The sequence below is a fragment of the Stenotrophomonas sp. YJH_SMC_12-1 genome (assembly GCF_059370935.1).
Genome location: NZ_JCAFUD010000009.1, coordinates 149,564 through 172,000, shown reverse-complemented (window position 1 = coordinate 172,000; position 22,437 = coordinate 149,564). Strand labels below are relative to the sequence as shown.

General features: G+C 67.6%; 25 protein-coding genes. 12 read left to right on the top strand and 13 right to left on the bottom strand.

Annotated elements, in window-relative coordinates:
- Window positions 1-8 precede the first annotated feature (8 nt).
- Together AC5P8Y_RS17270 and AC5P8Y_RS17265 are read right to left on the bottom strand one after the other, a co-directional pair.
- On the bottom strand, window positions 9-560 hold the full coding sequence (locus AC5P8Y_RS17270) for a M23 family metallopeptidase (RefSeq protein WP_033835231.1): 552 nt from the start codon (window positions 558-560) through the stop codon (window positions 9-11).
- Between the two features lie 9 nt (window positions 561-569).
- Window positions 570-1,052, bottom strand: a complete 483-nt coding sequence (locus AC5P8Y_RS17265; protein WP_033835230.1) for an Lrp/AsnC family transcriptional regulator — start codon at window positions 1,050-1,052, stop codon at window positions 570-572.
- A gap of 72 nt (window positions 1,053-1,124) precedes the next feature.
- Between AC5P8Y_RS17265 and AC5P8Y_RS17260 the strand changes: the two genes are divergently transcribed.
- Window positions 1,125-1,994 carry an EamA family transporter gene (locus AC5P8Y_RS17260; RefSeq protein ID WP_033835229.1) on the top strand — a complete coding sequence of 290 codons (870 nt, stop codon included), beginning with the start codon at window positions 1,125-1,127 and terminating at the stop codon, window positions 1,992-1,994.
- Between the two features lie 111 nt (window positions 1,995-2,105).
- Here AC5P8Y_RS17260 and AC5P8Y_RS17255 read toward each other — a convergent pair whose 3' ends face one another.
- From AC5P8Y_RS17255 to AC5P8Y_RS17240, 4 genes are all read right to left on the bottom strand, one after another.
- Window positions 2,106-2,843 carry an endonuclease/exonuclease/phosphatase family protein gene (locus AC5P8Y_RS17255; RefSeq protein WP_005411026.1) on the bottom strand — a complete coding sequence of 246 codons (738 nt, stop codon included), beginning with the start codon at window positions 2,841-2,843 and terminating at the stop codon, window positions 2,106-2,108.
- A gap of 53 nt (window positions 2,844-2,896) precedes the next feature.
- Window positions 2,897-3,733: a thiol:disulfide interchange protein DsbA/DsbL gene (locus AC5P8Y_RS17250; RefSeq protein WP_005414471.1), complete on the bottom strand. Its 837-nt coding sequence runs from the start codon at window positions 3,731-3,733 to the stop codon at window positions 2,897-2,899.
- A 106-nt stretch (window positions 3,734-3,839) separates the two neighbouring features.
- Entirely contained in the window at window positions 3,840-4,490 is a 651-nt protein-coding gene (locus AC5P8Y_RS17245) for a thiol:disulfide interchange protein DsbA/DsbL (protein ID WP_005411024.1), read from the bottom strand.
- A gap of 106 nt (window positions 4,491-4,596) precedes the next feature.
- The gene (locus AC5P8Y_RS17240) at window positions 4,597-5,397 is read right to left on the bottom strand and encodes a c-type cytochrome (RefSeq protein WP_033835228.1); all 801 of its coding nucleotides are present in this window, start codon (window positions 5,395-5,397) and stop codon (window positions 4,597-4,599) included.
- A 156-nt stretch (window positions 5,398-5,553) separates the two neighbouring features.
- Between AC5P8Y_RS17240 and yihA the strand changes: the two genes are divergently transcribed.
- On the top strand, window positions 5,554-6,156 hold the full coding sequence (gene yihA / locus AC5P8Y_RS17235) for a ribosome biogenesis GTP-binding protein YihA/YsxC (RefSeq protein ID WP_005411022.1): 603 nt from the start codon (window positions 5,554-5,556) through the stop codon (window positions 6,154-6,156).
- A 72-nt stretch (window positions 6,157-6,228) separates the two neighbouring features.
- On the opposite strand, the gene AC5P8Y_RS17230 is transcribed toward yihA, so the two are convergent.
- The 3 genes from AC5P8Y_RS17230 to AC5P8Y_RS17220 all read right to left on the bottom strand — a co-directional run bounded on the left by AC5P8Y_RS17230 (window position 6,229) and on the right by AC5P8Y_RS17220 (window position 9,397).
- Window positions 6,229-7,200 carry an MBL fold metallo-hydrolase gene (locus AC5P8Y_RS17230; RefSeq protein WP_049402420.1) on the bottom strand — a complete coding sequence of 324 codons (972 nt, stop codon included), beginning with the start codon at window positions 7,198-7,200 and terminating at the stop codon, window positions 6,229-6,231.
- A 671-nt stretch (window positions 7,201-7,871) separates the two neighbouring features.
- Window positions 7,872-8,696: a helix-turn-helix transcriptional regulator gene (locus AC5P8Y_RS17225; RefSeq protein WP_033835226.1), complete on the bottom strand. Its 825-nt coding sequence runs from the start codon at window positions 8,694-8,696 to the stop codon at window positions 7,872-7,874.
- Window positions 8,693-9,397, bottom strand: a complete 705-nt coding sequence (locus AC5P8Y_RS17220) for a VIT1/CCC1 transporter family protein (protein ID WP_033835225.1) — start codon at window positions 9,395-9,397, stop codon at window positions 8,693-8,695. Before AC5P8Y_RS17220 ends, AC5P8Y_RS17225 begins: the two co-directional genes overlap by 4 nt.
- A 152-nt stretch (window positions 9,398-9,549) precedes the next feature.
- On the opposite strand from AC5P8Y_RS17220, the gene AC5P8Y_RS17215 reads away from it, so the two are divergent.
- Window positions 9,550-10,914, top strand: a complete 1,365-nt coding sequence (locus AC5P8Y_RS17215) for a glutamate--cysteine ligase (protein WP_005414465.1) — start codon at window positions 9,550-9,552, stop codon at window positions 10,912-10,914.
- A 121-nt stretch (window positions 10,915-11,035) separates the two neighbouring features.
- On the opposite strand, the gene AC5P8Y_RS17210 is transcribed toward AC5P8Y_RS17215, so the two are convergent.
- The gene (locus AC5P8Y_RS17210) at window positions 11,036-12,094 is read right to left on the bottom strand and encodes an NAD(P)-dependent alcohol dehydrogenase (RefSeq protein WP_012481247.1); all 1,059 of its coding nucleotides are present in this window, start codon (window positions 12,092-12,094) and stop codon (window positions 11,036-11,038) included.
- Between the two features lie 107 nt (window positions 12,095-12,201).
- Between AC5P8Y_RS17210 and AC5P8Y_RS17205 the strand changes: the two genes are divergently transcribed.
- The gene (locus AC5P8Y_RS17205) at window positions 12,202-13,086 is read left to right on the top strand and encodes a LysR family transcriptional regulator (RefSeq protein WP_049403539.1); all 885 of its coding nucleotides are present in this window, start codon (window positions 12,202-12,204) and stop codon (window positions 13,084-13,086) included.
- A gap of 109 nt (window positions 13,087-13,195) precedes the next feature.
- Here the strand turns inward: AC5P8Y_RS17205 and AC5P8Y_RS17200 are convergent, their stop codons facing one another.
- Window positions 13,196-13,858 (bottom strand): TetR/AcrR family transcriptional regulator, encoded by a 663-nt coding sequence (locus AC5P8Y_RS17200; protein WP_111108632.1) that lies wholly within the window; start codon window positions 13,856-13,858, stop codon window positions 13,196-13,198.
- A gap of 76 nt (window positions 13,859-13,934) precedes the next feature.
- Between AC5P8Y_RS17200 and AC5P8Y_RS17195 the strand changes: the two genes are divergently transcribed.
- Window positions 13,935-14,630: a DAPG hydrolase family protein gene (locus tag AC5P8Y_RS17195; RefSeq protein WP_049403541.1), complete on the top strand. Its 696-nt coding sequence runs from the start codon at window positions 13,935-13,937 to the stop codon at window positions 14,628-14,630.
- 12 nt (window positions 14,631-14,642) lie between these two features.
- Here AC5P8Y_RS17195 and AC5P8Y_RS17190 read toward each other — a convergent pair whose 3' ends face one another.
- Window positions 14,643-15,059 (bottom strand): VOC family protein, encoded by a 417-nt coding sequence (locus tag AC5P8Y_RS17190; RefSeq protein ID WP_049403557.1) that lies wholly within the window; start codon window positions 15,057-15,059, stop codon window positions 14,643-14,645.
- A 114-nt stretch (window positions 15,060-15,173) separates the two neighbouring features.
- Here AC5P8Y_RS17190 and AC5P8Y_RS17185 point away from each other — a divergent pair, with 114 nt between their 5' ends.
- Window positions 15,174-15,851, top strand: a complete 678-nt coding sequence (locus AC5P8Y_RS17185; RefSeq protein ID WP_049403542.1) for an SMI1/KNR4 family protein — start codon at window positions 15,174-15,176, stop codon at window positions 15,849-15,851.
- Between the two features lie 50 nt (window positions 15,852-15,901).
- Here the strand turns inward: AC5P8Y_RS17185 and AC5P8Y_RS17180 are convergent, their stop codons facing one another.
- A complete protein-coding gene (locus AC5P8Y_RS17180; protein WP_049403558.1) occupies window positions 15,902-17,005 on the bottom strand; it encodes an alkene reductase in 1,104 nt (367 codons plus the stop codon).
- Window positions 17,006-17,134: 129 nt separating this feature from the next.
- Here AC5P8Y_RS17180 and AC5P8Y_RS17175 point away from each other — a divergent pair, with 129 nt between their 5' ends.
- The 6 genes from AC5P8Y_RS17175 (at window position 17,135) to AC5P8Y_RS17150 (ending at window position 22,420) form a co-directional block, all read left to right on the top strand.
- Window positions 17,135-18,040 carry a LysR family transcriptional regulator gene (locus tag AC5P8Y_RS17175; RefSeq protein ID WP_005414458.1) on the top strand — a complete coding sequence of 302 codons (906 nt, stop codon included), beginning with the start codon at window positions 17,135-17,137 and terminating at the stop codon, window positions 18,038-18,040.
- 70 nt (window positions 18,041-18,110) lie between these two features.
- Window positions 18,111-18,386 carry a formaldehyde-responsive transcriptional repressor FrmR gene (frmR, locus tag AC5P8Y_RS17170; RefSeq protein ID WP_005411009.1) on the top strand — a complete coding sequence of 92 codons (276 nt, stop codon included), beginning with the start codon at window positions 18,111-18,113 and terminating at the stop codon, window positions 18,384-18,386.
- Window positions 18,387-18,444: 58 nt separating this feature from the next.
- On the top strand, window positions 18,445-19,554 hold the full coding sequence (locus tag AC5P8Y_RS17165; protein WP_033835220.1) for an S-(hydroxymethyl)glutathione dehydrogenase/class III alcohol dehydrogenase: 1,110 nt from the start codon (window positions 18,445-18,447) through the stop codon (window positions 19,552-19,554).
- 8 nt (window positions 19,555-19,562) lie between these two features.
- Complete coding sequence (locus AC5P8Y_RS17160; RefSeq protein ID WP_049403543.1) at window positions 19,563-19,922, top strand: YqcC family protein; 360 nt, start codon at window positions 19,563-19,565, stop codon at window positions 19,920-19,922.
- A 63-nt stretch (window positions 19,923-19,985) separates the two neighbouring features.
- Complete coding sequence (gene fghA, locus AC5P8Y_RS17155; RefSeq protein WP_005411006.1) at window positions 19,986-20,816, top strand: S-formylglutathione hydrolase; 831 nt, start codon at window positions 19,986-19,988, stop codon at window positions 20,814-20,816.
- Between the two features lie 158 nt (window positions 20,817-20,974).
- Complete coding sequence (locus AC5P8Y_RS17150; RefSeq protein WP_049403544.1) at window positions 20,975-22,420, top strand: GGDEF domain-containing protein; 1,446 nt, start codon at window positions 20,975-20,977, stop codon at window positions 22,418-22,420.
- Window positions 22,421-22,437: the final 17 nt, after the last annotated feature.

The following is a 22,437-nucleotide window of genomic DNA, read 5'->3' as shown; positions in this document are numbered from 1 at the left end:
AGTGGCAGTCAGCGCAGCAATGGCAGCGGGTCGCGCGCGCCGTCGGTGCCGTAGACGCCCCAGTGCAGGTGCGGCGGCGTGCCCTTGGCGTTGCCGCTGTCGCCGACATGGCCGAGCAGATCGCCGGGTTGCACCACCTGGCCGCGTGCCAGGCCGTCGGCCCAGTCCTCCAGATGCGCGTAGTAGTAGCGTTCGCGCCCAGGCCCGATCACCCAGACCTGACGCCCGCCGAGCCCGCGTTCGCTGACATCCGCGACGACACCGGCCGTGGCGCTGCGCACTGGGGTGCCGCGTTTGGCGAAGATGTCGATGCCGGCGTGGGAGCGGTCACGGCCACGTGGCGCGCCGAAGGTATCGGCGATCTGGCGTGGCCGCACGCCGTCCACCGGCACCGGTAGTTGCGTGGCCGGCGGCATCCGCGAGAGCGCCCACAGCATCTTCGGTGCGACCGCCCATGGGCTGTTCCACAGCGTCATCGCCGCGACGAGCGCAATGGCCAGCCACAGGCCACGCAGCAACCAGCGGCGAAGGCGGTGGGCGTGGGAGGACGGTGTATTCATGGCTCGACGCTACAGAACCGGTGCCAGCGGGACCTCGAAACTCCGCTTCAACGTGCCCAGCGCCACCGAGGTGCGGAAGCGCTCGATGTTGTCATCGCCGCCGAACAACCGCTCGGTGATGGCCTCGTACTCTTCCATCGACGCCGCCGAAAGCAGCAGCAGGAAATCGCCATCGCCGGTGATGGAGTAGCACTGCTGCACCGCAGGGTCGTCCTGCACGCGGCGCCTGAACGGCGCCACGCGGTCGCACTGCTCGCTGACCACGCGCACCTCGACGATGATGGTCAGCGGCCGACCGATCTTGGCTGCGGCGACCACCGCCACGTTGGCCGCGATCACGCCACTGTCCTGCAGGCGCTTGATGCGCCGTTGCACGGCCGGGGTGGACAGGTGCACGGACTCAGCGATTTCGCGCTGCGGCAGGGTGTTGTCCCGCTGCAGGAGGTCGAGGATGGCGCGGTCGAAACTGTCGAGCACGGGAGCGATGGCCATGGCGAGCAGAAGTTGCACGAACAGGCTGTCAATTGAGCCAAGTGCTCGGCGCCGACGCAATAGACTTTGCGGATGCAGACCTCACGACTTGCGCCGATGTTGCCGGCGCTGGCGGTGCTCGGCTCGGTCACCTCGCTGGCCATCGGCACTTCCTACGCAAAACACCTGTTCCCGCTGATCGGTGCGCAGGGCACCAGCGCGCTGCGCGTGGGCTTTTCAGCGCTGTTGCTGCTGCTGTTCTGGCGGCCATGGCGCTGGAAGACCAGCCGCGTGGATGCGATCACCATCCTGCGCTACGGGCTCACTCTGGGGCTGATGAACCTGCTGTTCTACATGGCCCTGCGCACGATTCCCTTCGGCATCGCGGTGGCCATCGAGTTCACCGGGCCGCTGACGGTGGCGATGCTGTCATCACGACGCCCGATCGATTTCCTCTGGGTAGGCTGCGCGGCGGTGGGGCTGCTGTTGCTCCTGCCGATCGGCGGTGGCCCCGCGCTGGACCCGGCCGGCGTGCTGTACGCGATGGGCGCTGCGGCCTGCTGGGGCCTGTACATCGTGTTCGGCAAGCGTGCCGGTCATCTGCATGCCGGGCACTCGGTCTCGCTGGGGCTGCTGGCGGCCTCGCTGGTGGTGGTACCGGTGGGCGTGGTGCATGCCGGTGCCGCGCTGCTCGATCCGAAGATCCTGGCGGCCGGCCTGCTGGTGGCACTGGTGTCCAGCGCGATCCCGATGTCGCTGGAAATGATGGCGCTCAAGCGCCTGCCGAAGGAGACCTTCGGCATCCTGATCAGCATGGAGCCGGCGGTGGCCGCGCTGTGGGCGATGCTGTTGCTGCACGAGCACCTGCACGGGCTGCAGTGGCTGGCGATCGGCTGCACGGTGTTGGCCTCGGTGGGCAGCACGATGACCGCGCGGCGGTTGAAGGTACCCGTCACCGCCTGAAAAAAAGGGGACGGAGGGGATTAAGTCGTTTATGCCCCGATTTAGAGGGCGCGGGGCGGCGCCCGGCGCAGAGCGTGCGGACCAACGGTCCGCACCTACCGTAACGGCGAGTCAGCGCAGGGCGTCGGCCGGGACGTCGATCTGCATCGCCAGGGCGAGGTGATCGGAGAACGCGGCCGGTACGGCTTCCACGGTGCGGGTCTGCAGGCCGCTGCTGACCAGGATGTGGTCGATGGCGCGGTCCGGGCGCCAGCTGGGGAAGGTCGGCACGATGCAGCCCGGGGGCTGCAGCCGGGTCTTCTGGTACAGCACCTGCATTTCCGGGCGCTCGGCCAGGCAGTTGAAGTCGCCCATCAGTACTGCGTTGGGGTGGTCGGACAACAGCTCGGCGATGAAGCCCAGCTGCGACATCCGCGATCCCGCGCCCAGCGACAGATGGGCCACCGCCACCGCCAGGCCATCGGCGCCGTCGCCGAACTTGGCCAGCAGCACGCCGCGCCCACCGATGCGGCCGGGCAGGGCGTGATCCTGCACTTCAACCGGTTCCAGCTTGCTCAACAGGCCGTTGGCGCTGGAGGCGACCCCACCCATGCGCCGGTTCGGCTGGTGGCTCCAGTAATTGAAGCCGGCGCGCTGGGCCAAATAGTGGGTCTGGTTGGTGAAGCCCGAGCGCAGGCTGCCCGGGTCGGCCTCCTGCAGGCCGACGATGTCATGGTCGCGCGCCAAGGTGGCGATCGCGTCAAGGCTGCTGCGCTTGCGACCCGCCGGCAGCGCATGTGACCAGCTGCGGGTCACATAGTCGCTGTAGCGGCGGGTACTTGAGCCGGCCTGGATGTTGGCCGTCAGCAAGCGCAGGGTCCGTGTACGGGGGGAATTCACGGCCGGGAAACGCTTCTCTTGGATCAGTGAGCCTGGGCCGCACCGCGTTCGCGGGCGATCAGGTGGTCGGCGATGCGCAGCATGTCCGGGAAGCTCTTGCCCTTCACCAGGTACTTGCCGTTGACGATGATCGACGGGGTGCCGCTGATCTGGCTGCGCTGCGCGAACTGCTTGGCCGAGTTGGTCTTGGCATTCACCGCGAAGCTGCCCATGGTGGCGGCGAACTGCTTCGGATCCACGCCGTAGGCACCGTAGAACTTGGCGATGTCTTCCACCGAATCACGGCCGCGCTCGCCCTTCAGGGTCTTCTGCGAGTGGATGGCGGCGTACAACGCTTCGTGGGTCTTCTCCTGCACGCCCAGGGTCTGCGCGGCGTAGAAGGCACGGGCGTAGTCATCCCAGGTGCCGCCGAACATGGCCGGCACGTAGACGAAGTTCACGTCGCTCGGCAGGCCGGCCTTCCACGGGCCGACCAGCGGCTGGAATGCGGCGCAGGCCGGGCAGACGTAGCCGAAGATCTCGGTCACTTCGATCTTGCCGGTGGCCGGCTGGAACGGCTGGCCGTTCGGGATCACCTGGTAGTCGGCACCTTCCACCGGGGCCGGGCCGGTCAGTGCGGCGGTGGTCGGGGCCGGTGCGGTGGCCGGAGCCGCTTCGGCCGGGGCTTTCTCGCCTTCAGCGGCAGCCGGCGCGGCGCCTTCGCTGCCCGCCGCCGGCGCAGCAGCCGGTTCGGTGGTGGCTGCCGGGGCTGCAGCCGGTTCGGCCGGGGCCGCGGTGGTGTTGGTGCTGCCGTCATCAGCCTTGCAGGCAGCCAGGATCGGCAGCAGCGCTGCGAGGGCGAGGGCGTAACGGATCTTCATGGAAACGTCTCCAGCATCTGGAATGGTGGGGCCGGCGCCAGGCGCCGGCCAGAGGGAAATGATGACATGCGGCGGCGACAGCGCCGTGTCGGTGGTGGGTGTTGGTTCAGCGGCCGCGGGCAGCGCGGGCCTGGGCGATCAGCGCCGAGGCGATGCGCAGCTGGTCGTCGAAGCTGTTACCACGCACCAGGTACTGGCCGTTGATGATCAGCGCCGGGGTCCCCGGGATCCTGGTGCGCTGGGCGAACGCGCGCGCGGCATCGACCTTCTTCTGTACGGCGTCGCCGCGCAGGGCCTGGAGGTAACGGTCCGGGGTCACGCCATACGCCTTGTAGAAGGTGGCGAGCTCATCGGCCGAGACGTTCTGCATCGGCAGCGATCCCTGCTCGTGCAGGGCCTTGAACACGGCAGCGTGGCTGCGCTTGGCCACGCCGACCTCGTCGGCGGCGTAGTAGGCCAGTGCCCAGGCATCCCAGGCGCCACCGAAGGCAGCCGGGACCGGGGTGAAGCGCACGTCGGCCGGCAGCTTGGCCGCCCAGGCTTCCAGCTGCGGTTCGAAGTGGGCGCAATGCGGGCAGGTGTAGCCGAAGACCTCGACCACCTCGATCTTGCCGGCCAGCGGCTGGAACGGGCCCGGCTGGGCGATGCGCTCGTAGTCTTTGCCCTCGACCAGCGGGGCATTGGCGGGGGTAGCGGCGCAGGCTGCCAGCGGCAGCAGCACCAGCACGGACAACAGCAGGCGGGAAATCAACCTCATCGACACGCATCTCCGTTGAAAAAAGCAACGCCGGCGCGGTCGCCGGCGTGAAGGAAACATACCGCAGGCGCGGGCCGTGGTGGCGGCCCGGGCCGACCAGTGGTGGTCAGGGGGCGGCAGCCGGTTGCGCCGACGGGGGGGCAGTGGCCACATCGTCGGCCTTGTTGTGCAGGCCCTGCAGGTAGCTCGACAGCGCCTGCACCTCCTGCTCGCTCAGCTTCTGCGCGACGGTCGCCATGATCTGGAAGTGGGCCTTGTCGGTCTCGTTGGTCTGGCCGGCCTGGTATTCCTGCAGGCGGCGCGCGACATAGCTGGCGTGCTGACCACCGATGTGCGGATAGGCCGGACCCGGATTACCGGCACCGCTGGGGCCGTGGCACGCCATGCAGGCCGGCAGGCCGCGCTTGGCGTCGCCGCCACGGTACAGCTGCTGGCCGATCTCGTAGAACTTCATGCCCTTGTAAGGGCCGTCAGCGACTGCCGTGTCATCGGCGATGCCGGCGGTGGCCTTCTGCGTGGCGAAGAACGCGCCGATATCGCGCATGTCCTGCGGGGTGAGGTTCTGCACGAACGGCACCATCGCCACCGCCGCGCCGGAACTGCGCTGCCCATTGGCGATCAGGGCCATCTGCTGGGCGACGTAGCGTTCGCTCTGGCCGGCGATGGACGGGTACATCTCCACCGTGGAATTGCCGTCGGCGCCATGGCAGGCCGCGCAGGCCGAGGCCTTGGTCTGGCCGGCCTTGGCATCGCCCCAGTGGGTCTTGCTGAAATCCACCTCCAGCGAGGCGGTGTTGATCGGCCCGTTGTCGGGCAGCGGGGTCAACGTGGTCTGCGCGAACGCAGCAGCGGCAACGACTACAGCAGTGGCAAGGGCGGATACGGCAAGAACGCGAGCGTGGCGCATGCTGAAGCTCCGTATGGACCGGGCCGGGCGGTGGCCGCCGGCATCGCCCGGATTATCAACGCCGTTTCCGCGCACGGTCAACGCAGCAGTGCAGCAAAATGCCCGCAGAGGCCGCCGGCACGGGCGCGCGGCGCCGCAACATGCGATCCTAGGCACATGTCATTGCTCATCGAACGCGCTCGTTACCACCTTTCGGCCCACAACGTGCGGCAGCTGCCGCCCGACGAAGGGGCCGAAGTGGCCTTCGCCGGCCGCTCCAACGCCGGCAAGTCCAGTGCGCTCAACGCGCTGACCCGCCAGAACGCCCTGGCCCGTGTCTCCAAGACCCCTGGCCGTACCCAGCAGCTGGTGTTCTTCCAGGTCACCCCGGAAGCGCATCTGGTCGACCTGCCAGGTTATGGCTATGCAAAGGTGCCGCTGGACCTGCAGGCGCACTGGCAGGCCTTCATCGACAAGTATTTCCGCACCCGCGAAGCCCTGAAGGGGCTGGTGGTGGTGATGGACATCCGCCATCCGCTGAAGGACTACGACCGGCAGATGCTGTCCTACGCCGTGCAGCGCGGCCTGCCGGCGCACGCCCTGCTGACCAAGGCCGACAAGCTCAGCCGCAGCCAGCAGATGCAGTCCCTGCAGAAGGTGCGCAAGGAACTGCAATCGGCCTACGGCGACAGCGTCAGCGTGCAGGTGTTCTCCGGCGAAGACCGTACCGGCGTGGACGAAGCCCGCGGCGTGATCGGCGGCTGGCTGGGGCTGGAGTAAGGCATTTCCGGTCGCCCGGCTGGCAGCCGGGCGCTACCCGATCGGTGGGTGCCGACCTTGGTCGGCACACCCTCACAACGGCGAATACTCCGCCGGCACCCACGCATAGGCCTTGCCCTCGCCACGCACATGGCCCAGGCCTGGGAAGGGCAGGTGCGCACCGGCTACCCACCAGCCGTTGGCGGTGGCCTGCTGCAGCAGCCCGCGACGGCTGGCGATGGCCGCTGTGCGGTCCGAATCGGCCTCGAATGCCGCCTCCGGGTGCGCGAACTGCACCGCATGGAAGTGCAGCACATCACCCCATACCAGCAGTGACTGGCCCTGGCTGTCGAACCGGTAAGAGACATGGCCGGGCGTATGGCCATGGGTGTCCATCGCCACCGCGCCGCCGGGCAGGGCGTCGCCGGGGCTGAAGGTGCGCAGGTGGCCGCTGGCCTGGTATGGCGCGACCGCATTGCGTGCCAGCGGGAAGGCGAAGCGCACGCCCTTCGGCGCGGTGGCCTCGCTGGCTGGGTTGAGCCAGTAATCGGCATCCGCCTTGGACAGCCACACCGTGGCATTGGGATAGGCCGGCTTGCCCTGCGCGTCGAGTACGCCGCACAGGTGGTCCGGATGGGCGTGGGTCAGCAGCACCTCATCCACCTCGGCCGGGTCCACGCCGGAGGCGCGCAGATTGCCCAGCACCTGGCCCAGGCCGGGGCCGAAGCACTGCGCGGTGCCGGTGTCGACCAGGGTCAGGTGGTTGCCCTGGCGGATCAGGAACGCATTGATCGCGGTCTGCAGGCCCTTCTTGTCTTCCGGCACGTAACGGCCTTCCAGCAGGCGGCTGACCAGCGTCGGCGGCACGTCCACCACTTCCTGCCGGCCGAGCGCGACCACGCCGTCGAACAGGGCGGTGACCTGCAGCGCACCGATGCGCTGGTGATAGACACCAGGGACCTGCTGGGTGGGGGCGGGCGAAGTGGCCTCGGCCAGCGCGACCAGCGGCAGGGACGACAGGGCCAGCAGCAGGGCGCCGCGCAGCGGCAGGGGACGCAGGGTCATGGCGGTTCTCGGTGGATGACGGGCGGTTCCGTTGTGCCCAGAGTGCCGTGGCCGGTGTGTGCACGGCGCTCAAACCACTGCGCGGAATGCTCAGGGAAGGGGTGTTGTCTGCAGGGCTGCGCCCTGCACCCGCTACGAGCCAGGGCAACGGCCGAAGCAACAGCAACAGCGACAGCGGGCTATCCGTGGGATGGCGGGGTGGGTCCGGTTGCGGGAGACGCCGTAAACCCGTCCATGGGGGCTTGGCCGCGGCATCCATGCCGCGGACACTCCCGCAACCGGACCCGCCCCGCCTTCGACAGATCTCCGCGATCTGTCAGCTCGTGGGGTCAGATCCGTTTTCCGCAGGAAAACGGATCTGACCCCAGAGTTTCATTCGATATCTGACAGATGTGTCGACCAAGGTCGACACCTACCAACAGCCGCGCGGAACAAAGCCGCAGTTGCCAACAGCCGAGTGAACCTGTCGAAGGCGGGGCGGTGTGGGTGGGCAGGACCGTTGGCGCCATGGATGGCGCCATCGAGCCCCCAGGGACGGGTTTACGGCGTGTCCTGCCCACCCACACCGCCCCGCCATCCCACGGAATGCACGCTGTTGCTGTTGCTGTTGCTGTTGCTCCGGCTCTTGCTCTCGCTTCGGCGGGTGCAGGGCGCAGCCCTGCCGAACCCCCTCAAATGTCTGTGGGAGCCAGTCCGTACTGCTCGGCGAAGCGCTTGCTGAAACTCGCCGCAGACCGGTAGCCCGCGCGCGCTGCCACGGTCTTCAACGGCAGGTCCGTGGTGTAGAGCAGCTGCATGCCATGCGCCAGCCGCGCCTCGGTGAGCAGCTGGCGCAGGCTGGTGTCTTCGGCGGCAAGACGGCGGCGCAGTGTCGCGCCGCTCAACGCGAACTGTTCTTCCACATCGCGCGATTGCCAGTCGCGGGCCGGTTCGGCGGCGATGCGGTCGCGGATCTGTTCGCCCAGGCTCGGTGCCTGCGGCAGCAGCAGGTTGCCGTGGCCCTGCCGGCACAAGGTCAGTACCAGCGAGGCCAGGGCCAGCCGCGCTTCGCTGTAACGACCGTCCTGCAGCGATTGCCGCCACTGGCGCAGCACCGCGCCATGATCGATCAACGGCAGTCGCGCCATCGCCTGGCCTGGCGCGGGAAGCTCCTCGCTCCACAGCGTGCGTGCGGCCGCCAGCACTTCGGCACACAGCGGCACGATGGCACTGAGGTAGCGGCCACTGCGTGGGTCGGGGGTGTTGACCACATCGATGCGGCAGCGCTGGGTCAGCAGCAGGATGTCGCCGGGGATGAACTCCAGCGACTGGTGCGTGGTACGCACCTGCTTGCGGCCTTCCAGCAGGATCGCGAACTGCGGTTGCGGAATCTCCACCGAGCTGGCGCCATGTTCGCGCCGAGCGGTGATGCACGCATAACCTTCGGCGCGTGCGCAGCCGGCCAGGCTGGCCATCTCGGCCAGCAGTGCGGTAACTGGCGGCAGCATGCCGGTCATGTCACCTGGGCGCCGAACAGGCGACCGACGCCTGCAGCGGCGGCCATTGCCAGTGCACCCCAGAACATCACCCGCATTGCGCCGCGTACCGGCGGGGCGCCGCCGGCCTGGGCTGCCACCGCGCCGGTCAGGCACAGGCCAAGCAGGGTACTGGCCGTGGTCATCAGTGCGACCTTGTCGACCGGCGCCAGCAGGGCGGTCAGCACTGGCAGCGCCGCACCGCAGGTGAACGCACCGGCCGAGGCCAGCGCTGCCTGCAGCGGGCGGGCGCGCAGGGTATCGGTGATGCCCAGTTCGTCGCGGGCGTGGGCACCCAGCGCATCGTGGGCGGTGAGCTGTTCGGCCACCTGCCGCGCCAGCGCAGGCTCCAGGCCGCGGTGGCGGTAGATCGCGGCCAGCTCCTCCAGTTCGCTGTGCGGATCGTCGCGCAGCTCGCGCTTTTCCATTGCCAGATCGGCCTCTTCGGTGTCGGCCTGGGTCTGCACCGAGACATATTCGCCCGCCGCCATCGACATCGCGCCGGCCACGGTACCTGCCACGCCGGTGGCCAGGATGGTCGCAGCCGAGGCGCCGCTGGCGGCCACGCCGACCACCAGGCCAGCCACCGAGACGATGCCATCGTTGGCGCCCAGCACGGCGGCTCGCAGCCAGCCGACGCGCTCGGAGCGATGCAGTTCGGGGTGTCGTGAATGGCGGCTCATGGCTCTGAGTGTACGAGGGTCAAGAGGGCGTCGGTAGGATGCTGAAACCCGTCACCGTCGCATGACGCAACGGGGTGCCACGCTATAGTGCGCCCTTGCGATGGAAGGCCGCGAGCCCCACATCCCCCGCCACCGTCCAGCGAGCCTTTCCCTTGTCGAGCCCCAGCCACGTCGCCGATACCCCCATTACCGACCGCTCGCAGCTGGTGGAGGTGATCGCCTCCGGCGAGAAGCCCCGCGCGCAGTGGCGCATCGGCACCGAGCACGAGAAGTTCGGGTTCCGCCTGGATGACCTGCGCCCGCCGACCTTCGAAGGCGAGCGCGGCATCGAAGCGCTGCTCAACGGCCTGGTCCGCTTCGGCTGGGAGCCGGTGCAGGAGAACGGCAACACGATCGCCCTGCTGCGCGATGGCGCCTCGGTGACGCTGGAACCGGCCGGCCAGCTGGAATTGTCCGGTGCGGCGCTGGAGACCATCCACCAGACCTGCGTGGAGACCGGCACCCACCTCAACGAAGTGGCGCAGGTGGCCGGCGAACTGCAGCTGGGTTTCCTCGGCATGGGCTTCCAGCCGAAGTGGAAGCGCGACGAGATGCCTTGGATGCCCAAGGGCCGCTACAAGATCATGCGTTCGTACATGCCCAAGGTCGGTTCGCTCGGCCTGGACATGATGACCCGCACCTGCACGGTACAGGTGAACCTGGACTACGCCACCGAAGCGGACATGGTGAAGAAGTTCCGCGTATCGCTGGCGCTGCAGCCGATCGCCACCGCGCTGTTCGCCGATTCGCCGTTCACCGAAGGCAAGCCCAACGGCTACCTGAGCTACCGCTCGCACATCTGGACCGACACCGACGCTGACCGCACCGGCATGCTCGACTTCGTGTTCGAGGATGGCTTCGGTTACGAGCGCTATGTCGATTACCTGCTCGACGTGCCGATGTATTTCTCCTACCGCGATGGCATCTACCATGACGCCAGCGGGCAGAGCTTCCGCGATTTCATGCAGGCCAGGCTGCCGGTGCTGCCGGGCGCGCTGCCGACGCTGCGCGACTGGTCGGACCACATGACCACCGCGTTCCCGGAAGTGCGCCTGAAGAAGTACCTGGAAATGCGCGGCGCCGATGGTGGTCCGTGGAGCCGCCTGTGTGCGCTGCCGGCGTTCTGGGTCGGCCTGCTGTACGACGACGCCGCGCTGGACGCTGCGTGGGACCTGGTGCGTGACTTCACCCTGGCCGAGCGCCATGCACTGCGCGACGGCGTGCCGAAGCATGCGATGAGCCTGCCGTTCCGCAATGGCACGGTGCGCGACCTGGCCCGCGAAGCCGTGAAGATTTCCGTCGAAGGCCTCAAGCGCCGCGCGGCGCGCAATGCCGACGGCCAGGACGAGAGCAAGTTCCTGGACGTGCTGCAGGAGATCGTCGAATCCGGGCTGACCCCGGCCGAGCGCAAGCTGGCGCTGTTCCATGGCCGCTGGCACGGCGACGTCGATCCGGTGTTCCGCGAATTCGCGTACTGAGTGGATTGCGGTAGTGCCGGCCGCTGGCCGGCAGCCAGGCGGGGGCGCCGGCCAGCGGCCGGCACTACCAGAAAAAAACCCCGGCATTGCCGGGGTTTTTCTTTTTCGCATCTGCCCTGGATCAGGCGGCGTCCTTCATCGTCGCCATGTCGATCACGAAGCGGTAGCGTACATCGTTCTTCGCCATGCGTTCCCAGGCTTCGTTGACGTTCTTGATGTCGATCATCTCCACATCGCTGACGATGCCGTGCTCGGCACAGAAGTCCATCATTTCCTGGGTTTCAGCCATGCCGCCAATCGCCGAGCCGGTCAGGTGCTTGCGGCCGAAGATCACGCTGCCACCGGTCAACGGCGGGTCCAGTTCGGTCAGCACGCCGACCAGGCACATGGTGGCTTCACGCTTGAGCAGGCCCATGTACGGGTTGGTGTCATGGCCGACCGGGATGGTGTTGAGCAGGAAGTCGAAGCTGCCCGCGTGCGCCTTCATCTGCGCGGCATCGCGCGAGACCAGCACCTCATCGGCGCCCAGGCGCTTGGCGTCGGCACCCTTTTCCGGCGTGGTGGTGATCATCACCACGTGCGCGCCGAGTGCCTTGGCGAACTTCACGCCCATGTGGCCGAGGCCACCGAGGCCGATCACGCCGACCTTCTGGCCCGGGCCGACCTTCCAGTGGCGCAGCGGCGACCAGGTGGTGATGCCGGCGCACAGCAGCGGGGCGGCGGCCTTCAGGTCGAGGGTGTCTGACACCTTCACCACGAAGCGCTGTTCGACCACCACGTGGTCGGAATAGCCGCCGTAGGTCGGCGCGCCGCTTTCGCGTTCACGGCCGTTGTAGGTCCAGGTCGCGCCCTCTGCGCAGTACTGCTCCAGGTCGTGCTCGCAGGCATCGCAGTGGCGGCAGGAGTCGACCATGCAGCCGACGCCGGCGTGGTCGCCGACCTTGAAGCGGGTGACGTTGCTGCCGACCTCGGTCACACGGCCGATGATCTCGTGGCCCGGCACCATCGGGTAGATCGAGCCACCCCAGTCGTCGCGGGCCTGGTGCAGGTCGGAGTGGCAGATGCCGCTGTAGAGGATCTCGATGCGCACATCGTCCGGGCCGACCGCGCGGCGTTCGAACTCGAAGGGCACCAGCGGGTCGGTATGGGAATGGGCGGCGTAACCACGGGCGAGGGACATGGGGAATCCTTGGCAGGGTTTGTCGAAAGGCGTTTTACAATACGCCCCGTACCCAGCCGCAAGAAGCACGGATATCGGCATGATTCATCAAGTGAAACTGCACAATCATGGCCACTGACAATCTCACCCACCTGGCCGCGTTCGCGGCGGTCGCCCGTCACCGCAGCTTCCGCCGTGCCGGCGCCGAGCTGGCGCTGTCGACCTCGGCGGTGAGTTATGCGATCCGCGCGCTGGAGGAACGGTTGGGCGTGGGCCTGTTCCATCGCACCACCCGCAGCGTGGCCCTGACCGAGGCCGGGCAGCGCCTGCTGGAACGCCTGCAGCCCGCGCTGGGCCAGGTGAATGACGCGCTGGAGGAGATGAACCAGTTCCGCGCCGCACCGGCGGGCCTGCTGCGTATCAATGCTACCCGCGCCGCAGTGCCGACCCAGTTGGGGCCACGGCTGGCGCGCTTCCTGCACGCCCATCCCGACGTGCGGGTGGAGCTGACCGAGAACGATGGCCTGGTCGATATCGTTGCCGAAGGCTACGACGCCGGCGTGCGCCTGCACGAGTTCGTACCCGAGGACATGGTGGCGGTGCCGATGGGCCCACCGCTGCGTGGCTTGATTGTCGGCTCGCCGGACTACCTGCGGCGGCGCCCGGCGCCACAGCATCCGCGCGACCTGGCCACACACGAATGCATCCGCTTCCGCTTCGCCAGCGGGCATCTGTACAAGTGGCAGTTCGAGCGCGGTGGGCAGGCGCTGGAGATCGATGTACCGGGGCGGCTGACGCTGGGCGAGCAGGGCACCGTGGTCGGCGCGGTGCTCGATGGCATTGGCCTGGCCTATGTGCTGGAAGACACCGCGCGGCCGTACATCGAATCCGGACAGATGGTGGCGGTGCTGGAAGACTGGAGCGAACCGTTCGCCGGCTTCGCGCTGTATTACCCGAAGCAGCGGCAGATGCCTGCCGCGCTGCGTGCGTTCGTGGACATGCTGCGCGAGTGAGGTGCTGCAGGAGTGCCGACCAACGGTCGGCACCCACCGGGGCAGGCCATTGCCGACCAACGAATCGGGATCGGCCGGTAGATCCACGCCACGCGTGGATGGAGCAACCTTACGGCGCCTGCAACACCGGCGCCAAGAACGCCACGCAGTCGCGCAGGTGCACGTCCACCGGCGCATCCTCGGCCACCACACCGATCACGCGTTCGCGCAGCGGCTCGGCCACGGCCATCGCCAGCAGCAATCGCGCCATGCGAACAGGATCTCCCTCGCGTAGCAGCCCACGCTGTTGCTGGCGCGCCAGCCAGTCGGCCAGCAGCGCACGGCCGCGTTGGATGCCGTTGTCCAGATAGGCCTGCAGCAGCGCGTCCTTGCCGGGAAAGTCGGTGGCCAGCAGGCGGAACACCTGCACCGCCTGCGCCGACAGCGCCTGCGCGCACACCGCGTGCAGGATGTCCTGCAGCAACGGCACGACCTCTTCGGCATTGCGCGCATCGCGCTGCAGTTGTGGCGCGAAGCCGTCGGTCCACTCACGCACCGCCAACCCAACCAGTTCCTCGCGATTGCTGGCGTGGCGGTAGACGGTCTTCTTCGCCACCCCGGCGTGCGCCGCCACCGCTTCGATGGTGGTGGCCTCGTAGCCCTGCGCCAGCAGCAGTTCCAGCGTGGCCTGCAGCACGGCGTGGCGGACTTCGGCTTCCGGCCGCGCAGGGCGGCCGCGGCGGCGGGTCGGTGATGTGGGCTCGGGCACGGTGGTGCTGTTCATTGCGCCCATCTTACCGCATCCGGACAATTGCGAAACGAATAGCGTTTCCGTATTGTCGGGGCTCCCAACACCGCAGGAGACCCCGATGTATACCGCTGTGAACGCACGCGCCTGGCTGGACCACCACGATCTGCTGGACCCGGCGCCGATGCACCTGGAGACCGGCATCCAGCGCCGCGAAGACGGCACCCTGCTGGTGGCGGTGCGCACCGATCTGCACGGCTGCAAGGGCCGCATGCTCGACTGGTGGTTCACCTTCTTCGAGACCACCCAGCACATCCGCTGGTGGCATCCGGTCGATCATGTCGAGCATCGCGGCTGGGACGAGGCCTGGCAGCGCGGACGCAGCTACCACGGTGCCAGCATCCATGCGGTGGAATCGCTGGCCGACATTCCGCCGGTGGCGGCGCGCCTGAAGTTCCATGACCCGCGCACGCTGCTGGTGCCCGAGCGCCTGCAGGCGGCACAGGATGCAGGCGATGTATCGGCGGTGATCGCCGCGCGCATCGGCTTCGGCGACCACGTCCGCCTGGATGCAAACGGTGATCCCTGCGACGGGCAGATGCTGCACGTGGCGCGTGATACGCCGTTTGGCTGTGTGCTGCGCAGCCGCTTCGTGCTCGGCCTGGACAGCGCCGATCCACGCTGCGATGCCGGCGATGCGGTCGGCCTGGGCCTGCTCAAGCATTGCTACACGGAGTTCAGTTTCCTCTCGCGCCTGCTGCCGTCGCTGTACTACGGCGAGCGCGCCAACGGCGAAGCGGTGCCGTTGCCGTGGTGAACGTGGCGCCTGTCATTCGACCAGCGCGTCGTAGCCTTCGCCACTGAACTGGATCAGGCAGAAGCCGTGGCCGAACGGATCGGCCAGCACGGCGATGTGCCCCCAGCGACGCTCGCGCACGGACTGCTCGAGCGTCGCCCCGGCTGCGACCGCACGTACCAGCGCGGCTTCGATGTCATCCACCACCCAATCCAGGTGCAGCGGCGTCCAATGGCGCTCGTAGTCGCGCACGTCGCCGTCTTCGGTGGCGGCGCTGCCGGCGTCGTTGTGCAGCAGGTAGAGCGGCGTTGGCCCACCGAGCAGCTCCACGGCGCCCGGGCCGAGACGGCGGCCGATGCGCAGGCCGAAGGCCCGGATGTAGAAGTCTTCGGCGGCGGCCAGGTCGGGCACGTCGAGGTTGACGATGAAGCTGTGGGCAGTGGCGTTCATGGCAGCGATGGGCGGCATCCGGTGGTCGCAGTCTAGTCCTGCCGCGTGCTGCGGCCGGTTCATCTCCTGCGCGGATTCGGGCAAGCTGGGCGGTCTCCATCGACAAGGACATCCATGAGCGCGCTATCCGGCATCGAACAGGCCACGGGCCAGACCTTCCCGCCCCTGTTCAAGCAGTTGCATGCAGCGGGTCGGTTGAGCTGGGGTGCTACCCATCCGGAATGGTCCGAGGTGGTATTCCCGACGCTGCAGGCGGATCCGCCGGTGCTGCTGTACGCCCAGGACTACGAGCCGTTGGAACACGACGAGCTGCTGGAGGCGTGGCAGGAGCTGACTGCGGAGGATCATTACAATCCCCTGCGCACAGACCTGCAACTGCTGCCTTTTGCGCGGACCGGCGCGGGTGACAGCTACTGCTTCTGGAGCAACGCGCCCGGCTTTGCCGAGCCCCCCGTCGTGCTGGTGTGGCATGACGATGATCGTGCCGATGTGCTGGCCGCCAACTACCAGGATTTCCTGTTCCGCAAGATGGTCGAAGCCGTTGCCGACTACCAAGCGCCGTATACGCTGCTGTCGCACGGCGAGCTGGCCGGCAATCTGCAGCGCTGGTTGCAGTCCCACCAATCCTTCCTTCGCGACGACCAGTACGCGGCGTTGCAGCAGCTGTTTGCCCGCGTTGACGATATTGAAGAAGGAAACATCAGCGAAGACGACGCACAGGCCATCGTCGTTGAAGTGATCGGCTGCGAGCGGTTGGACGAGTCGTTCGCGTACGTGCGCGAGGATGCCTGAGGACATGGGTCGGAGCCCCGCCGGCGGCGGGGATCCGACACCGTGCGGGATCAGCCTGCGGCCGGGTAATCGAGGTAGCCTGCCTCGCCGCCCCCGTAATAGGTGCTGCGGTCCGGCGTGGCCAGCGCGACGTTGCGCTGCAAGCGCTCGACCAGATCCGGGTTGGCGATGAACGGCTGGCCGAACGCGGCCAGGTCGATGATGCCCGCTTCGACCAGCTGCAGGGCGCGTTCGCGGGTCATGCCACCTGCCAGGATGACGGTGCCGCCGTAGGCCTGCTTGAACTGCCGCAGGAACACCTCGCCCAGCACCGACTGGCCCGCCTGCAGGTTGTCGTTGAGATGCACATAGGCCAGGCCGCGCTTGCCCAGTTCCTCGGCCAGGTACAGGTAGGTGGCCTCGTTGTCGGGGTAGAACGGCATGTCGAAGGTGAGGTTGTTCGGTGCCAGGCGCACGCCGATGCGATGCGCACCGATACGCTGCGCCATCGCATCGACGGTGTCCAGGATCAAGCGCGCACGATTGGGCAGCGAGCCGCCGTAGCGATCATCACGCTGGTTGATGAGCGGGTTGAGGAACTGCTCGAACAGGTAACCGTTGGCGGCATGCAGTTCGATGCCGTCGAAGCCGGCCGCAATGGCGTTGTCCGCCCCGCGCACGAAGTCGTCGACGATACCGGGGATCTCCGCAGTCTCCAGTGCACGTGCCGGAGTGGGATCGGCGTGGCCGCGGCTGCCATCGTCCAGGTACACGAACGAGGTGTTCTTCGGTGCGCTGGCCACCGGGCGGGTACCGGCGCTGACCGGTTGCCCACCGTCGGGCTGCAGCGAGGAATGCGACATGCGGCCAACGTGCCAGAGCTGGGCGAAGATCGTGCCCTGTGCGGCATGCACCACCTCGGTGACACGCTTCCACCCGGCCACCTGCTCGGCCGACCAGATGCCCGGCACGTCGATGTAGCCCTGGCCCTGCGGCGAGACAGGCGTGCCTTCGCTGATGATCAGGCCGGCGCTGGCGCGCTGCCGGTAGTACTGCGCGGTGAGTTCGTTGGCGACCGCTCCGGGGTTGCGGGCACGGGTCATCGGCGCCATCGCGATGCGGTTGCGCAGGGAAGTGCCTGCAAGGTCGAAGGGGCGGAACAGGGCGGCGGTCATGTCGGTCATCTCGGTGCGGGGGAAGGCGCCAGCGGCGCGATGCACACAGGATGGAGTTGACATGCGGGCGCATAAAGCGCTTCGATCTCCCTGGGTGCGGGACTATTTGTCCCCAATGGAGCGCGAACGATGCTGCCGCTGGAATCGTTGAATGGCCTGGTCACGTTCGTCACCACGGCCCGCTCAGGCAGCTTCACCGAGGCCGCCGACGCGCTGGGCATCTCGCGCTCGGCGGTGGGCAAGGCCATCGCCCGGCTGGAAGCGCGGCTGGGGGTGCGCCTGTTCCACCGCACCACGCGGCGCATCGCGCTGACCACCGATGGCGAGGCGTACTACGCATCGTGCGCGGCGGCGCTGGAAGAAATCTCCGCCGCCGAGGCCTGCCTGGGTTCGGCCGGCCTGCCCAGCGGGCGGCTGCGCATCGACATGCCATCCTCGTTCGGGCGCCTGGTGGTGCTGCCGGTGCTGTTGCGGCTGTGCCGGCAGTACCCGGACCTGCAGTTGACGATGACCTTCACCGATCATTTCGTCGATCCCGTCGAGGAAGGCATCGACCTGCTGATCCGCTTCGGCGGGCTGCACCAGGCCGAGCATCTGGTGGCGCGGCGGCTGGGGCGCCAGCGACTGGTCACCTGCGCATCGCCGGAGTACCTGCAGGCCCACGGCGTGCCGCGCACGGTGGAGGAACTGGCGCAGCACCGCAGCATTGTTGGCTTCCGCCACGGGCAACCGGTGTGGTGGCGGATCGGTAGCGAGGAGGACGAAGGGACATTCATCCCGAATGCGCCGTATCAACTCAATGACGGCGACGCGGTGATCGAGGCGGCCATCGCCGGGCTTGGTATCTGCCAGATGCCGGTTTCACTGGTACGACGCCACCTGGATTCCGGCGCGTTGCGGTCGGTGCTGGATGCGCACATGCAACGGCACATCGATATCCACGCACTGTGGCCACCGACGCGCCACCTGCGGCCCAAGGTGCGCTACGTGGTGGATGAGCTGACCCGGTTGGCGGGTGAGGGATTGTTCGATTGAGCCGGCCAGGATTGAGTTCGTGACTTCGGCTTGTATACTGTCCCCCAGTATAGTTCCGAGGTGGCCCGCCATGCCGCACTCCCCCGAAGAGAAGAAAAAGGTCCTGGCCCGCGTGCGCCGCATCCGCGGCCAGTGCGATGCGCTGGACCGCGCGCTGGAAGCCGGCGCCGACTGCGGGCCGGTGCTGCAGCAGATCGCCGCCATCCGTGGCGCGGTCAACGGCCTGATGTCCGAGGTGATGGAGGCTCATCTGCGCGAGGAGTTCGGGCAACCCGCAGCCTCCGATGAACAACGCGCCGAACGCGTGCGCGACATGAGCGCGTTGATCCGCTCGTACCTGAAATAAACGATGGCGCAACATGGCGCCGCCCATCCTGTCATTACCTGTCTCTGGAGAATCCACCATGAAGTCCCGTGCCGCCGTCGCCTTTGGTCCCGGCCAGCCGCTGAAGATCGTCGAGATCGACGTCGCCCCGCCGAAGGCAGGCGAGGTGCTGGTGAAGATCACCCATACCGGTGTCTGCCACACCGATGCGTTCACCCTGTCCGGCGATGACCCGGAAGGCCTGTTCCCGGTGGTGCTGGGCCATGAAGGTGCCGGCATCGTGGTGGAGGTCGGCGAGGGCGTGACCAGCGTCAAGCCCGGCGACCACGTGATTCCGCTGTACACCGCCGAGTGCGGCGAGTGCCTGTTCTGCAAGAGCGGCAAGACCAACCTGTGCGTGGCCGTGCGCGCCACCCAGGGCAAGGGTGTGATGCCCGATGGCACCAGCCGCTTCAGCTACAACGGTGAGCCGCTGTACCACTACATGGGTTGCTCGACCTTCAGCGAGTACACCGTCGTTGCCGAAGTCTCGCTGGCGAAGATCAACCCGGACGCCAACCCGGAACATGTCTGCCTGCTCGGCTGCGGCGTCACCACCGGCATCGGCGCGGTACACAACACCGCCAAGGTGCAGGAAGGCGACAGCGTGGCCGTGTTCGGCCTCGGTGGCATCGGCCTGGCGGTGATCCAGGGTGCACGCCAGGCCAAGGCCGGCCGCATCATCGCGGTGGACACCAACCCGTCCAAGTTCGAGCTGGCGCGCGAATTCGGTGCCACCGACTGCATCAATCCGAAGGATTTCGACAAGCCGATCCAGCAGGTCATCGTTGAAATGACCACCTGGGGCGTGGACCACAGCTTCGAGTGCATCGGCAACGTCAACGTGATGCGCGCGGCGCTGGAATGCGCGCACCGTGGCTGGGGCCAGAGCGTGGTGATCGGCGTGGCCGGTTCGGGCCAGGAGATCTCCACCCGTCCGTTCCAGCTGGTGACCGGGCGCAAGTGGATGGGCACCGCCTTCGGCGGCGTGAAGGGCCGCAGCCAGCTGCCAGGCATGGTCGAGGATGCGATGAAGGGCGATATCGAACTGGCCCCGTTCGTCACCCACACCATGGACCTGGACAAGATCAACGACGCCTTCGACCTGATGCATGAAGGCAAGTCGATCCGTTCGGTGGTCCACTACTGAGCCGCGTCATGGGCTGGTTCGATGCCCTGCGCCGGCCGCGTGCGGAAGACCCGCGCGCGGCTCTGGTGGTGTCGATCGAGCAGGCGTTGCGTGCGCTGGGCTGGGTCGACGGCGAGGTGGGACCACCGCGTGCGGTGACTTCGGCCTTCGGCAGCGACGATGGCATGCCGTTCGAGCAGTGGCTTGCGCAGGTATTCCTGCCGCGCCTCTACGAGGCCCGCGCCGACGGCCAGTGGCCACCGCGCAGCGACGTGGCGGTGGCGGCGTATCGCAACCTGGACGGCCAGCCTGGCGTCGAATCGTTGCTGCGCCTGCTGGCACAGCTGGATGAACGGATCAACCAAGGCATCCACGCCGGGCGTGGATAAGCCGACCACGGTCGGCATCTACCAGCAGCACGCGTGCGCTGACGCGCCGCGCAGGAGAGCACCATGGAACGCATTGAACACCGCGCCTGTTTTGGCGGCTGGCAGGACGTCTACCGCCATCATTCGACCACGCTGGGCTGCGACATGCAGTTCGCCGTGTACCTGCCACCGCAGGCGGAAACACAGAAGCTGCCGGTGCTGTACTGGCTGAGCGGCCTGACCTGCACCGAGCAGAACTTCATCACCAAGGCCGGCGCGCAGCGTTATGCGGCCGAGCACGGTGTGATCATCGTCGCGCCCGACACCAGCCCGCGCGGTGATGACGTGGCCGATGCCGAGGGCTACGACCTGGGCAAGGGGGCAGGGTTCTACCTCAATGCCACCCGCGCACCGTGGGCGAAGCACTACCGCATGCATGACTACGTGGCGCAGGAGCTGCCGGCGCTGATCGAGGCGAACTTCGCGGTGACCGACGCGCGCGCGATCAGTGGCCATTCGATGGGCGGCCATGGCGCGCTGGTGATCGCGCTGCGCAACCCCGGGCGCTATCGCAGCGTGTCGGCGTTTTCGCCGATCGTCGCGCCCAGCCACGTGCCGTGGGGGCAGAAGGCCTTCCATGCCTATCTGGGCGACAACCCGGCCGACTGGGCGCAATGGGATGCCTGCGAGCTGATCGCTATGGCTGACGAGCGTCTGCCGCTGCTGGTCGACCAGGGCGAGGCGGACGAGTTCCTGCAGACCCAGCTGCAGCCGCAGCGCCTGCAGCAGGCCTGCGATGCCGCCGGCCATCCGCTGACCCTGCGCCTGCAGCCCGGCTACGACCACAGCTACTACTTCATCGCCAGCTTCATCGGCGAGCACATCGCCCACCACGCCCGCGCCCTGCAGGGCTGAGCGCCCTGGGAAAAAGGGGACGGAGGGGATTAAGTCATTTGCCGCTGTGCCGCAAACGACTTAATCCCCTCCGTCCCCTTTTTCAGCGATGGATCACACCCTTATGGCGCCGCCCCGCGCTATCGTGCGCGTAGAAGGCCTTGCGGATCGGGGGATGCATGCCGGTAGTGCTGGCGCTGCTGTATGTGCTGTGCCATGGCATGGTGCTGGCCCTGTGGCCTGGCCCCGCCGGGGTAGGCTCCTTCGTTTTCCTGACCGGCGCACCGCTGCTGGCCGCCGCCGCGTGCCTGGTGCGGGCGCAACGTGACCGCGCCACTCTGGGCTGGCGTTCTACCGCGATGGCACTGCTGCTGTGGGCCGGCGGCATGACGTTCAACATGGTGGATGCGCTGGGTGCCGGCCGGGCTGACTTCACCCCACGCGTCAGCCTGTTGTTGTACGTGCTGTATGGCGTGCCCCTGGTGTTCATCCTGGCGCGGGCACGCCGCGAGCGCCTGAGCATCAGCCTGATCGACGCGGCGATGGCGGCGCTGCTGGGTGTGCTGTTCTTCGTGCACACCGCATCGTTCGCCGCCCGTGTCGAGGTCGACGCCCATGCGATGTCCAACATGCAGCGCATGTTCGACATCCAGAACCTGTGTATCGCCGCGTTCGCCGTGGTGCGATGGCTGGCCGGCGACGTGCCCGAACGGCGCAGGTTCTTCCGCGCACTGGCGCTGTACGCACTGGCCTATCTGCTGGTGGCCTACTACATCAACCACTACACCTCCGATGATGCATTCGGTGCGTTCAACGATCTGCTGATCGACGTACCTTTTCTGCTGATCGCCTGCCTGGCGCTGGACACGAGGCCGGACACAGGCACCACGGCACACCCGCGGCTGGCGAGGACGGTGCAGGCCGCCGGTCCGATCATCCTGCCATTGCTGCTGCTGGTGGTCGGCACGCTGGTGGTCGATCATGCGCGGCCGTTGGCCGTTGCCGGCTTCGTCGTAGCCACCCTTGGCTTCGGCCTGCGCAGCGTCCTGCTGCAGACCGATCTTCTGGAACGCCAGGCAGCACTGGATCAACTGGCGCGGCAGGATGGCCTGACCGGCGTGGCCAACCGCCGCGAGTTCGACGCACGGCTGACGTCCGAGTGGAATCGCGCACGGCGCAGCGGCACCGAGCTGGGCCTGCTGCTGGTGGATATCGACCACTTCAAGGCCTTCAACGACCAGCACGGCCATCCGGCCGGTGATCGTTGCCTGCAGGCGGTGGCCGGGGTGCTGAAGACCATAGCCGGTCGCGGTGGTGACAGCGTTGCGCGTTATGGCGGTGAAGAGTTCGCCGTCATCGTGCCCGGAAGCCCGTTGTCGGGCGTGCTGGCGCTGGCCGAGCGGCTGCGCGAAGCGGTCGAAGCGCTGCCATTGCCGGAAGGCCCGGTCAGCATCAGCGTCGGCGTGGGTTACCTGCATCCGCCGGCTCTGGCCAGTGCCGATCAGTTGCTGGCAGACGCCGATGCCGGCCTGTATGCCGCCAAGCGGGCTGGCCGCAACCAGGTGATCCTGCATGCGCACGTGCTGGACGACGAGGGCAGCACGCACGGAACGATGGACTGCTGAGCAGCTCTCTGCATGCG